The organism is Streptomyces sp. Y1 (assembly GCF_041053115.1).
GTDB classification, from domain to species: Bacteria; Actinomycetota; Actinomycetes; order Streptomycetales; family Streptomycetaceae; genus Kitasatospora; species Kitasatospora rubellomurina.
This window is the reverse complement of the sequence record NZ_CP163445.1, coordinates 6,848,730-6,860,298: the sequence shown is the minus strand read 5'-3', so window position 1 is coordinate 6,860,298 and position 11,569 is coordinate 6,848,730. Positions and strand designations below refer to the sequence as shown.

Below are 11,569 nucleotides of genomic sequence, written 5' to 3'. Positions count from 1 at the left end.
CGTCGAACACGCGACCAAGCAGAGGGGGGACGGGCGGGCCCGGGTCAGCCCCGGGCACGGATGGCGCGGCCGCCCTCCACCGGGTAGTGCAGGGCCTGCAGCTCGCAGAACGCGTCGATGCCCTCGGCGCCGCACTCGCGGCCGATGCCGGAGTGGCCGAAGCCGCCGAAGGGGGCGGCCGGGTTCATCGGGCCGCCGTTGACCTCCAGCTGGCCCGACCGCACCCGGCGCGCCACCGCGCCGGCCCGCTCGTCGTCGGCCGACCAGACGGAGCCGTGCAGCCCGTAGCGGGTGGAGTTGGCCAGCCGGACGGCGTCCTCGTCCCCGTCGTGGGCCATGATCGACACGACCGGGCCGAAGATCTCCTCCTGCGCCAGGTCCATGTCCTCCGTGACGTCGCCGAACACCACCGGCGCCACGAACTGGCCGCCCAGCTCGCGGTACGGGACCACCGCGCGGGCGCCCTGGGCCAGCCCGCGCTCGCAGGCCGCCACCACCCGGGCCTTGGCCTCCGCGGTGATCAGCGGGCCCAGGTCGGTGCCCGGCGCGGCCGGATCGCCCACCACGTACCCGGCGGTGAGGGTCCGCACCAGCTCCTCCGCCTCGGCGACCCGGTCGCGCGGCACGACCAGCCGGCTCCACTGCAGGCACGCCTGGCCGCTGTTGAACATCGCCTGGTCGACGGAGGCCGTCACCGCCCGGGTCAGGTCGGCGTCGTCGAGCACCAGGGAGGCGCTCTTGCCGCCGAGCTCCAGGTGCACCCGGGTCAGGTTGGCCGCGGCCGCCGCCGCCACCGAACGGCCCGCCCGCACCGAACCGGTGAACGACACCAGGTCGGTCAGCGGCGAGGAGGCCAGCGCCGCGCCGACGCCGAGCCCGTCGCCGAAGACGATGTTGAGCACGCCCGCCGGCAGCTCGCTGCGCTCGGCCAGCCGCGCCAGGTACGCGGCGTGCAGGGGCGTCAGCTCGCTGGGCTTGACCACGACCGCGCAGCCGGCCAGCAGCGCCGGCACGACCTTCTGCAGGGTGAGGATCAACGGCACGTTCCAGGGGATGATCGCCGCCACCACCCCGGCCGGGACCCGGCGGATCACGGAGTTGCCGCGCCGCTGGTCGTCCAGGACGGACACCGCGTCCAGAGCCGCCCGGGCGACGTCGAGCGCCAGCCCCACCTGCACCATGCGGCTGAGGCCGACCGGCGTGCCCACCTCCCGGGAGACCAGCTCGGCGAGGAACGCCGCGTCGGCCTCGACCAGGCCCAGCCAGCTCCGGACGGCCGCCGACCGCTCCCCGAGCGGCGTCGCCATCCAGCCGGGCAGGGCCGCCGCCGCCGCGGCGAGCGCGGCCTGCGCGTCCGCCGCGCCGCCCCGGGGGACGCTGCCCAGGACGCCGCCGTCCGCCGGGTTGAACACCCGGTCGGCCGCCGGAGCGATCGAGGTGGCCCAGGCGCCACCGATCCAGTGCTCCTTGAGGTCGTAGGAGAAGTCGCTGATGGACGGTTCGAGCGGCATGGGCCGCCCCTCTCTCTCGAATCCAGAACGTGCTGGTAGTGGATACTCAGCGTCATGCCTCGGTCAACGTTACGACCTCGACAGCAAGTTGACGCCGGGCACTTCGTCTTCGCAGCAAGTTGACGCCCGGCGTCGACCGATCCGCCCGGCGCGCGCCCGCGGACGACGCGGATCCGGCCCCGAAATCCCGTCCGACGCACCGTCAAGATCGCTTTCACCAGGGCATTTGCACGAACGGCCAGCGACACCGGGCGACCTCCCGCCCCCCGCCTCCCGATCGTGCTTCGCCCCGGTTCGCCCGGCATGACCGATGGTTGCCCGGCACAGATCGCGTAGGTAGTGTCCTGGACTGCGTCAGGGAGACCGTCACGGGGTGTGGATCACGGTCCTCCAGGCAATTCCCATCGACTGACACGACGTCAGTCATCGGTTCTGGTCGGGCAGTACGGGGCACATCGGGTCGATGCCGCCCCGTTCCGTTCCGGCGCAGGCCGGCGCGAGTGCCGATCCCCGCGGACAAGGAACGCTCTCCGAGCGCTCTGTCCCGCCCTGACGTGTTCCGCACAACGAGGAAGGAGATTGTCATGGAGAACACCTCCGTGGAGACTCTGGAGCTCCAGGCCTACGAGACCCCCGAGGTCTTCGAGGCCGGTTCCTTCGCCGAGGACACCGGCGCGCTCGGCCTTCACGGCGCCGAGCCGTTCTTCCCGACCCTGCACACCAGCTGGTGGTAGGTCCGCGCCGTGGGTGAGGGTGGCACGCTGATCCGTTGAGGGGGAGATGGTCCGGTGGATTTCGGTGAGCAGTACTTCGTGGTCCTTCCGGACCAACAGAGCGCGGCCACCGCTGCCGACCGGCTCCCCCCGGATGCCACCCCACTCATGTCGCACCGATCCGGCCGGCCGTTCCTGGCCGGCCGGATCGTCCCCGGACAGTTCCTGACGGCCGAGGCCGGGGACACCCTGCTCGCCGTCGCGGGCATCTGCTCCGCCACCCAGGCCGACCTGGACGCCCAGGCCCGCCGCATCACCGACCCGGCCCAGCTGGACGAGCTGTCGCTGCGCTGGTCGGGCAGCTACCACCTGATCGCCTCGGTGGGCGGACGGCTGCGGATCCAGGGCACCGCCTCCGGGCTGCGCCGGATCTGCCACACCCGCCTCGACGGGCTCACCCTCGCCGCCGACCGGGCCGACCTGCTGGCCCGACTCACCGGCTCCGAGGCCGACTTGGGCGTCCTCGCCCTGCGCCTGCTCGCACCGCTGCCGCACCCGCTGTCCGAGCGCTCGGTCTGGCGGGGCGTCGACACCGTACCGCCCGGCAGCTGGCTGTCGGTGCCCGCCGACGGCCGGGGCGCCTCGGTGCACACCTGGTGGCGGCCGCCGCGGCCCGAGCTGCCCCTCGACGACGCGGCGACGGCGCTGCGCGCCGAGCTGACCGGTGCCGTCGACGCGCGGCTCGCCGTGACCACCCGGCTGACCGGCGACTTCTCCGGCGGCCTCGACTCCACCTCCCTGCTCGCGCTGGCCGCGCAGGAGACCCCGGTCGTCGGGTTCACCATGGCCAACGACGACCAGGCCGACGACGACCTGTACTGGGCCGAGACCGCCGCCGCCGAACTCCCCCACCTCCGGCACGTCGTCTTCGGCAGCCACCAGATACCCGGCAACTTCGAAGGCCTGGCCGGCATCAGGGCGGTCACCGACGAGCCCAACCTCGCCCTGCTGAGCGCGCCCCGGCTGCACGCCACCCGCGAGCTCGCCACCGGCCACGGCTCCACCCTGCACCTGGACGGCCTGGGCGGCGACCAGATGCTGACCGGCACCTTCGCCTACTACCACGGCCTGCTGCGCCGACAGCCGCTGGAGGCCCTGCGGCGGCTGCGGACCATCCGGCTACTGAGCCGGATGGACGTCGGGGCCTCGCTGCGCACCCTCCTGGACGGCAGCTCCTACCGCTCCTGGCTCACGGCCGAGGTGGACGCGCTCGCCTCGGGCCGGGCCCGGCGCCGCAACAACGTCTTCGACTGGGACGCCCCGATGGGCCTCCCCGACTGGCTGACCCCCGAGGCCAGGGAGTCCGCCCTCGCCGAACTGCGCGCCGCCGCCGAGCAGGCCCGGCCGCTCGACCCCGGCCGCGGTCGGCACCGCGACCTGGTCACGATCCAGGACACCGGGCTGCTGATCCGGTCGATGCACCAGCTGTCCGCCCAGCCGGGCTACCAGGGCTCCTCGCCGTTCCTGGACGACCGGGTGGTCGCGGCCTGCCTCGCGGCCCGGCCGGAGGACCGCGCCACTCCCTGGGAGTTGAAGCCGCTGATCAAGCGGGCCATGGTCGGCGTGCTGCCGCCGCGGATGCTGGAGCGGCGCACCAAGGCGGACGGCTCGATGATCGCCGCCGAGGGCTTCGCCAAGCACCGGCTCGAACTCGACTCGCTCTGGCAGACCTCCCGGCTGGCGGAGCTGGGGCTGGTCGACCCGGCCCCGCTGCGCGAGCTGAGCCGCCGCCCGTACACGGCCACCACGCACGGGGTGCGGATGCTCGCCGCCCTGAGCGTCGAGCTGTGGGCCAGGGACCGGCTCGCCTGAGCACCTCCCCCGCCGGCTGCCGCCGGCCCGCCGCACCGCGCCCGACCACGACGAGAGAGACCGGCATGGCCCTCACCCTTCACCCCGACGTGTCCACCGCCGACACCGAGTACGGCATCGTGCTGCTGGACGGCCGCGACGGCCGGTACTACCAGCTCAACGGGACCGCCGCCACGGCGTTCCGGGCGCTGGCGGACGGCAGCACCGTCGAGCAGGCCGCCGAGCGGCTGACGGCCGCCTTCGCCGTCGGACTGGACCAGGCCCGGCAGGACGTCGAACGGCTGGTCGCCAAGCTCGCGGCGCTCAAGGTGGTGACCGCGTGAGCAACTCGGTGGTCCCCGCCCGGGCCGCGACGCGGCTCACCCTCGGCCGCAAGCTCGCCGCCCGCACGGCCGTGGGCGTGGCCCGGCTGCTCGCGCGCAAGCCGCCCGCCCGGATCCGCGTCCTCCTGACCAGGCTGAGCAAGGGCGCCCGCCCGGCGACCTACGCCGAGGCCGAGGCGGCCCGCAACGCCGTCGTCACGGTCAGCCTGCGCTGCGCGGCCTTCGAGGGCTGCCTGCCGCGCTCGCTGGCGACGATCCTGCTCTGCCGGGCCCGCGGCACCTGGCCGACCTGGGTGGTGGGCGTCCGGGCCCGGCCGCCGTTCGGCGCGCACGCCTGGGTGGAGGCCGAGGGGCGGATGGTGGACGAGGGCGTGGACCCCGCGTACTTCCGCAGCCTGTTCACCGTCGGCCCGGCGGGCGACCGGGCCTGAAAAGCGTGCTGCGGGGGATCGCCGGGGTGCCCGGCGGTCCCCCGCAGTGCTATCCGCCCGGGTACTCGATGTTGATGATCTGCTCGGCCCGGAACTGCGTGCGGCGCGGGTCGGCGTCGGGCGGTGCGAGCATCAGCCGGGCGGACAGCGGCTTCTCCCAGCGGGCCGACAGGGCCGCCATGTCCCCGATGACGGCGGCGAGTTCGTCGTCACCGGTGGTCGCCGGCAGCGGGACGGTGTCCAGCCCGGCGCCGCAGACCGAGGAGTACGCGAGCACCGAGTCGGTGTCGATGCGCCCCTCCTGCCAGGCCAGCGCGAGCACCCGGTCCTCCAGGACGGGGAGCATCAACCCCGCGTAGCCGACCGTGGGTTGGCCGACCGAGCGGATGCCCGCCGTGACCGCGGCGCAGGCCGCCACCGTCCCGGGGGCGCCGAAGCGGATGCCGCCGACCGCCTCCAGGAACTCCGCGATGCTGGCGTCCGGGGCGCAGGCCGGGGACGGGTCGAAGCCGTGGAACAGCAGACCCCGGCGCTCGCAGGCGGGCCGCAACAGGGCAGCCAGCGGGGCGAGTTGCCCGTCCAGGCAGCTCCTGGTGAGCTCCGTCGCGGCCACCGGGTCGGGCCCGCCGGCCGCCCGCGCCCGGGCCAGCAGCGGGCCCGCCGACTGGAGCCCCACGCTCACCCCGGCGGCGCCGCCGTCGCCGTACGAGCCGGGGAACAGCGGGGCGTTGGGGCCGAGGTGGGCGACGGCGGCGAACCGGAAGTTGGCCTCCCCGTCGCGGTTCGCCAGCTCGCGCACCACGGCCGCGCCGAAGGCGACGGCGGCGTGGTCCACCCGGCCGTCCTCGGCGACCAGGACGGCGAGGAACAGCAGCGGGTGCGCGACCAGCACCTCCGCGACCTCCGCGGGCGTCACCCCGGCCAGCGCGGACGGCCGCAGGGCCCCGAGCGAGGCGCTGCCGACGCCGGAGCGCCGGCAGGCCTCGGTGAGCGCGGCGGCCCGGGCGCGGAGCCGGTCGGGGCCGAGCGGCCCGTCGAGCGCCGGGGCGGACAGGCGCACGGTCTGCACCTCGTACCCGGCGGCGGCGAGTTCCCCGGCGATCGCCAGCGCCTGCTCGCCGTACCGGCCGATGGCCGCGGTGTCGACGGTGTCGGCCCGGCCGCCCGGGAACGCCTCGTCGGGGAGGCAGAGGGTCACGGCGCGCACCGGAGAGAGGTCGGATGTCATGCGTGCAGCACCACCGGCAGTTCGTTGAGGCCCCAGGTGAAGTTCGACCCGTTGTAGCGCGGTTCGCCCTCCAGGGTCATCGCGCGCACCAGGCGGCGCAGGGTCCGCAGGTACGCGGCGACCTCCAGCCGCGCGAGCCGGCTGCCCAGGCACATGTGGCGGCCCGCGCCGAAGCTCAGGTGGCGGTTCTCGGTGCGGCCGACGTCGAAGGTGTCCGGCTCGGCGAACACCTCCTCGTCGCGGTTGGCCGAGCCGATCCAGGTGACCACGCGCTGGCCGGGTTCGACCTCGACGCCGCCGACGCGCAGCGCCTCGGTGGCGGTGCGCATGACGTGCATGCCGGGCACGGACCAGCGCAGCGCCTCCTCGGTGGCGACGGCCGGATCGGCCTCCCCGCTCAGGACGCGCGCCAACTGGTCCGGTTGCTCGACGAGTTGGAGGGTGAGTGCGGCCAGGGTGAACCGGGTCGTCTCGTTGCCGCCGGCGAGGATGCCGCTGAAGTTGAAGACCAGTTCCTCGTCGGTCAGCCGCGCGCCGCCGGTGTCCTGCGCGGTGAGGCCGCTGACGAACGCGTTGGCGCCCGTGCGGCGGTTCTCGCGCACCAGGTCGCTGAAGTACTTGAAGATCTCGCCGTTCGCCGTGATCCGCTGCACCTCGGAGGGGGATTCGAAGGCGTCGGTGGTCTTGCGGCCGATCCACTCCCAGTCGGCGCGGGGCAGGCCCATGATGGCGCAGATGACGTCGGTCGGGATCCGTTCGAGCTGCGCGATCAGGTCCGGGCCGGGCCGGCGGACGGCCGTCTCGACGACGTCGGCGACGACCTGCTCGACGTACTGCTCGGCGCGGGACAGCACGTCGTTCGAGAACGGCTGGATGAGCACGCGCTTCATCCGGGTGTGGTCGGGCGGGTCGGCGACGATCAGCATCTTGTTCGCGACGGCGCTGACGGCGCGCTCGGTGGAGCCGAGCCGCATGCCCCCGGTGGAGCTCATCCGGGTGGTGTCGCGGTGCACCGCGACGACGTCGTGGTAGCGGGTGACGCTCCAGAACCCCTCCGGCTCCCCGGCGGGGTGCTGCCAGGAGACGGGGTCGTTCGCCCGGTACCAGGCGAAGCGCTCGTAGAAGCCGGTGCCCGCGAAGAGCCCCGGCTCGAACAGGTCGGGCGCCGTCCCGCCCGGTGCCGTACGCTGCTCGGTCATCCGCGCACCGCCTGCCGGGTCAGGTCGTCGTCCGGGAGGGCCCGGAGCAGGGTGTCGGGCGCCATGAACGCGTGGTGGTCCGCGTCGATCACGTGGTGTCCTCGGTAGTCGGCGGCCCGCTCGCGCCACCGGGCCATCTGCTCGGCGGTGACGACCGTGTCGCGCAGTCCGGAGACGGAGCGCAGCGGGGTGCCGGTCAGCGGTTCGGCCGGGTCCCGGTAGCCGGCCATCAGCCGCAGGTCCGCGCGCAGCGCGTCGACGGCGTACCGGGCGAGTTCGGTGTCGCGGACGGCCGGGTGGAGCAGGGCGGCCAGTTCGTCCTCGGGCGGGTTCGCGGCGGGGAAGGTGCGCCAGTGCTCGGGCGACCGGGCCGCGACGACGACCAGGGCGCGGGCCGCGGTGCCGGCGGCTTCGAGCCGGCGCGCCACCTCGTAGGCGATGAGCGCGCCGAGGCTGACGCCGAGCAGGACCAGCGGGCCGCGCCGCGCGCCGTCGCGCAGTTCGGCGGCGACGCGGTCGACCACCTCGGCCAGGCCGGCGGCCGGCCGGTCCTCCAACCGGTCCTCACGACCGGGGAGTTGGACGCCGATCAGGTGGGTACCGGGGGGCATCTCCCGGGCGGTCGCGCGCAGCCGCAGGCAGCCGGCGCCGGCCTGCGGGAAGACCGCGACGGTCGTGGCGGCGGCCTCGCCCGCGGGGGCGAAGGAGCGCAGGTAGCTCACGCCGCCCTCGTTTCGTCGATCCGCCGGGCGAGTGCGCCGGGGGTCCGGGCGGTGAGGACGTCGTTGATGGTGACGGTCACCCCGAGGTCGGTCTCGATGCGGGAGGCCAGTTGGGCGGCGAGCAGGGAGTGCCCGCCGATGTCGAAGAAGTCGGCGTCCTGGTCGACGGCGTGCCCGAAGGCGCCGCCCCAGGCCGCGAGGACGCTGCCGAGGACGTGGTCGTCCCGGCCGGGACCGTCCGACCCGCCCGCGGCGGCCCGCACCGCCCGCTCGTCCTGTTCGGCCTGCGCGGCCTCGCCGAGCGCGGCCACCGCGTGCCGGGCGACCTTGCCGGTCGGCTCCAGCGGGATGTCGGCGATCCGGTGCAGCAGGGCGGGGCAGAGCTGGCGCGGCAGCCGGGCGGCGAACCGGGCGGCGAGCCGGGCGCGCAGTTCCTCGTCGAGCGGCCGGCCGGCGGCGGTCTGCAGGCCGATGGCCAGGGTGGCCGGCTCGCCGCGGGTGTAGGCGACCGCGCCCTCGATGCCGGGCTCCTCGCCGGCGATGTTCTCCAGCTCCTCGAGCTCGATCCGGAAGCCGCCGATCTTGACCTGGTTGTCGGCCCGGCCGAGGATGCTCAGCTGTCCGTCCGGGCGCAGCGTCCCGTGGTCGCCGGTGCGGAAGTACCGGGCGCCGCCGCGCTCGACGAAGCGCTCGGCGCCGGGCGCGCGCGGGTCGACGTACCCGAGGGCGACGCCGGCGCCGCCGATCAGCAGCTCGCCGGCCTCGCCGGCCGGGAGCTCGTTCAGGTCGGCGTCGACGACGGTGACGGTGTAGCCGGCGAGCGGGCGGCCGATGGTGCGGGGGTCGTCCCCGCGGGCGGTGTCGGCCACGGTGGCGGCGATGGTGCCCTCGGTCGGGCCGTACACGTTGAGCACCCGGTCGGCCGCCCCCCGCAGGCGGTCGACCAGGGCGTCCGGGCAGCGCTCGCCGGCGACCACGGCGACCTCGGCCCTGGGCAGTTCGGTGAGCGCGGCGTACAGCGAGGGGGTCAGGCAGAGGTTGTCGATCTCCCGTGCGGCCAGGGCCTGTTCGAGGTTGCCGAGCGCGGGGTCGACGGCGACGCAGGTGACGCCGTTGACGAAGGGGGTGAGCACCGACCACAGCCAGCCGTCGAAGCCCGGGGAGACGGCCACGACGGCGCGGCTGCCGGGCCGGAAGCCGAGCGTCGCGGCCTCGGCGAGGAGGTTGCCCAGGGCGGCGGAGCCGACCCGGACGCCCTTGGGGCGGCCGGTGGTGCCCGAGGTGTAGACGACGTACGCCTCGGCCTGGCGCTCGGTGTCCGCCCAGTCGTCCCACCCGAGGTCGGTGGCCGGCGCGGCGCCGGCGCCCTCCGTGCCGTCCGTCCCGATCAGCGCGAGGCCGAGGTCGGCGTCGTCGGGCTCGGAGGTCACGAGCACCTTGCACCCGGCGTCCGCGACGATCCAGCGCAGCCGCTCGGCCGGGTGCCGTTCGTCGAGCAGCACCGCCGAGGAGCCGTTGGCCCAGATCGCCAGCAGGCTGCTGAGCCCGTAGCGCGAGCGGCCCGCCATGACGGCGACCCGGTCGCCCGCGCCGACCCCGGCCCGCTCCAGGCGGTCGGCCAGGGTCCGCGTGGAGGCGGCGATCTGCGCCCAGGTCAGCCCCGTGCCGTCGGTCCCGACGAAGCCGGGGCGGTCGGGGTGCTCGGACGCCCAGGACTCGAGTGCCCTCCTGGCGTGCGCTATGTGCGGCACGCTCGCGTGGCTGTCCGTCACGGGCCTACTCACCAGTTCTCCCCCTAAGTTCACCACGACACCCGCCCGCCCCTTCGCCGTCAATTCGCCTTGGTGGCCCACAGGATGACGTTCGTTCCGAAGAACTTCTTGCGCCATCCGATGTCCCGGAACCCGAGCCCGCGCAGCACGACGGCGATGCTCTGCGGCGTCTCGAAGGCGCGGGTGCTGGACTCCAGGTAGGTGTACGACTTCCGGTCGCGCGCCACGACCTGCCCGAGCAGCGGGACGATGACGCGCATGCCCCACTTCACGACGGGCTCCACCAGGCCGCTCGGCGGGCAGGTTTCGAGGATCACGACGCGGCCGCCGGGCTTGAGAACGCGGTGCTGCTCGCGGAGCACGGCGGGCAGGTCGGCGACGTTGCGCAGCAGGTAGCCCTCGGTGATGCCGTCGAAGGACTCGTCCTCGAACGGCAGGTCGGTGGCGTCCGCGTGCTGCCAACGCACCGCGTCGGCACCGGGTTTGGCCTTCGCGCGGCGCAGCATCTCCGCGGAGAAGTCGGCGCCGGTCACCGTGACGGTGGGGTACCGGCGGGCGGCCTCCAGGGCGATCACGCCGGTGCCGGTGGCCAGGTCCAGCAGCTGTCCGCCGCGGGCGGGCGCGACGCGCGCGGCCACCTCCCGGCACCACTTCTCATGACGGCCGAGCGTCATGACGAAATTCATCCGGTCGTAGTAGCCGGCGATCTTCTGGAAGATCCCGTGCACGTCGGAACCCTTGCCGTCCTGCGTGCGGTCAGTCGTCACCTGTTACGCCCTCCTCCACTGGGAACACCCGCCTCCGGCTCGGCCCGGGTGATGTGGTGGCTCACCCGGGAGTCCGAACCGGACAGGTCCGCCCAGGCCATGACCGCGACGGCGAACGCTCCGATGAGCGCCGTCCCGACCGATGGCCGCACGCCGAAGAGCAGCAGGCCGAGAAAGACCACGGACACGTACATGTCCCGCTGGCCGACCAGGTTGTACTCGATCGGTGTCCGGGCGCGGACCATGGAGACCATGTTAGCCACGGCCGGAACGACCATGACGCCGACGTAGGCGAGCCGGTTCGGCAGGTCGCTGACCAGCACGAGCAGCGGGAACGCGGCGTACACCAGCGTGGTGGCGACGGCCGCGACCCAGGCGCCGGCCTGCTGCGAGGGCAGCAGCGCGGGGATGGTGCGCAGCCCGGCGGCCTTGTCCCCGGCGTAGTCGGGGACGTTCTTCATGATGCCCTTGGCGAAGTACCAGCAGAACAGGAACGCGGCCAGCAGGACGGGCTGTTGGAGGGAGTCGTAGTGCGGGAGCTCCCACCAGGAGTCGCCGAGCAGCGCGCCGGCGATGAACGGCTCGGTGACGGCCATCGAGAAGACCGCCATGCCGACGACCGGACGGCCCTTCAGGCGGAACCGCTTGGAGGAGTAGCCGAGCACCAGGAAGACGGCGTACACCCAGAGCAGGGACTGGGCGAAGGAGATCAGCAGCGCGAGCAGCAGCATGACGGCGAGGCCGCCGTACAGGACCCGCTGGAGCAGCCCGACGCCGGCCGCCTCGACCAGCTTGAGCCGGCCGGGGACGTTCTCGCCGTCCTCCACCAGGTCGGTCACGGCGTTGTGGGCGTTGGCGGCGAGCGGGGCGAGCACGTGGAAGAGGACGCCGAGCAGCACCGTGAGGTCGAGGCTGTGGCCGGCGACCGCCGCGCCCACGCAGTAGGAGAGCGGGCTGACCAGGAGTGTGCGGGGGCGGACGTTCTTGACCACCGCGTGGAAACGCGTCGTGCCGCGCATGGGGACGAACCT

General features: G+C 74.3%; 11 protein-coding genes. 4 read left to right on the top strand and 7 right to left on the bottom strand.

Translation table 11 applies throughout. The features are described 5' to 3' along the window. Nucleotides 1-44: 44 nt before the first annotated feature. Nucleotides 45-1,511 carry an aldehyde dehydrogenase family protein gene (locus AB2U05_RS29970; RefSeq protein WP_369184798.1) on the bottom strand — a complete coding sequence of 489 codons (1,467 nt, stop codon included), beginning with the start codon at nt 1,509-1,511 and terminating at the stop codon, nt 45-47. A 584-nt stretch (nt 1,512-2,095) separates the two neighbouring features. Here AB2U05_RS29970 and AB2U05_RS29965 point away from each other — a divergent pair. From AB2U05_RS29965 to AB2U05_RS29950, 4 genes are all read left to right on the top strand, one after another. Continuing rightward, on the top strand, nt 2,096-2,245 hold the full coding sequence (locus tag AB2U05_RS29965; RefSeq protein WP_107073100.1) for a keywimysin-related RiPP: 150 nt from the start codon (nt 2,096-2,098) through the stop codon (nt 2,243-2,245). Between the two features lie 147 nt (nt 2,246-2,392). Next, nucleotides 2,393-4,096 carry an asparagine synthase-related protein gene (locus AB2U05_RS29960; RefSeq protein ID WP_157882217.1) on the top strand — a complete coding sequence of 568 codons (1,704 nt, stop codon included), beginning with the start codon at nt 2,393-2,395 and terminating at the stop codon, nt 4,094-4,096. A gap of 65 nt (nt 4,097-4,161) precedes the next feature. Next, nucleotides 4,162-4,419: a lasso peptide biosynthesis PqqD family chaperone gene (locus AB2U05_RS29955; protein WP_045710138.1), complete on the top strand. Its 258-nt coding sequence runs from the start codon at nt 4,162-4,164 to the stop codon at nt 4,417-4,419. Further along, nucleotides 4,416-4,850, top strand: coding sequence for a lasso peptide biosynthesis B2 protein (locus AB2U05_RS29950; RefSeq protein ID WP_045710139.1), 435 nt, complete (start codon nt 4,416-4,418; stop codon nt 4,848-4,850). Before AB2U05_RS29955 ends, AB2U05_RS29950 begins: the two co-directional genes overlap by 4 nt. Before the next feature lie 49 nt (nt 4,851-4,899). On the opposite strand, the gene AB2U05_RS29945 is transcribed toward AB2U05_RS29950, so the two are convergent. The 6 genes from AB2U05_RS29945 to AB2U05_RS29920 are packed head-to-tail and all read right to left on the bottom strand — an operon-like array spanning nt 4,900 to nt 11,557. Then, a complete protein-coding gene (locus AB2U05_RS29945; RefSeq protein ID WP_369184797.1) occupies nt 4,900-6,078 on the bottom strand; it encodes a DUF711 family protein in 1,179 nt (392 codons plus the stop codon). Next, entirely contained in the window at nt 6,075-7,277 is a 1,203-nt protein-coding gene (locus AB2U05_RS29940) for a cytochrome P450 (RefSeq protein ID WP_369184796.1), read from the bottom strand. The genes AB2U05_RS29945 and AB2U05_RS29940 overlap by 4 nt, the downstream gene beginning before the upstream one ends. Then, nucleotides 7,274-7,999, bottom strand: a complete 726-nt coding sequence (locus tag AB2U05_RS29935; RefSeq protein ID WP_369184795.1) for a thioesterase II family protein — start codon at nt 7,997-7,999, stop codon at nt 7,274-7,276. The genes AB2U05_RS29940 and AB2U05_RS29935 overlap by 4 nt, the downstream gene beginning before the upstream one ends. Then, the gene (locus AB2U05_RS29930; protein WP_369184794.1) at nt 7,996-9,783 is read right to left on the bottom strand and encodes a non-ribosomal peptide synthetase; all 1,788 of its coding nucleotides are present in this window, start codon (nt 9,781-9,783) and stop codon (nt 7,996-7,998) included. The genes AB2U05_RS29935 and AB2U05_RS29930 overlap by 4 nt, the downstream gene beginning before the upstream one ends. A gap of 47 nt (nt 9,784-9,830) precedes the next feature. Continuing rightward, nucleotides 9,831-10,538: a ubiquinone/menaquinone biosynthesis methyltransferase gene (locus AB2U05_RS29925; RefSeq protein WP_045701026.1), complete on the bottom strand. Its 708-nt coding sequence runs from the start codon at nt 10,536-10,538 to the stop codon at nt 9,831-9,833. After that, nucleotides 10,535-11,557 (bottom strand): UbiA family prenyltransferase, encoded by a 1,023-nt coding sequence (locus AB2U05_RS29920; protein WP_045701028.1) that lies wholly within the window; start codon nt 11,555-11,557, stop codon nt 10,535-10,537. Before AB2U05_RS29920 ends, AB2U05_RS29925 begins: the two co-directional genes overlap by 4 nt. Between the last annotated feature and the right edge of the window lie 12 nt (nt 11,558-11,569).

Coding starts and splice junctions, on each gene's coding strand:
- AB2U05_RS29970 (WP_369184798.1), bottom strand. CDS start 1,511: ATGCCGCTCGAACCGTCCATCAGCGACTTCTCCTACGACCTCAAGGAG.
- AB2U05_RS29965 (WP_107073100.1), top strand. CDS start 2,096: ATGGAGAACACCTCCGTGGAGACTCTGGAGCTCCAGGCCTACGAGACC.
- AB2U05_RS29960 (WP_157882217.1), top strand. CDS start 2,393: ATGTCGCACCGATCCGGCCGGCCGTTCCTGGCCGGCCGGATCGTCCCC.
- AB2U05_RS29955 (WP_045710138.1), top strand. CDS start 4,162: ATGGCCCTCACCCTTCACCCCGACGTGTCCACCGCCGACACCGAGTAC.
- AB2U05_RS29945 (WP_369184797.1), bottom strand. CDS start 6,078: ATGACATCCGACCTCTCTCCGGTGCGCGCCGTGACCCTCTGCCTCCCC.
- AB2U05_RS29940 (WP_369184796.1), bottom strand. CDS start 7,277: ATGACCGAGCAGCGTACGGCACCGGGCGGGACGGCGCCCGACCTGTTC.
- AB2U05_RS29920 (WP_045701028.1), bottom strand. CDS start 11,557: ATGCGCGGCACGACGCGTTTCCACGCGGTGGTCAAGAACGTCCGCCCC.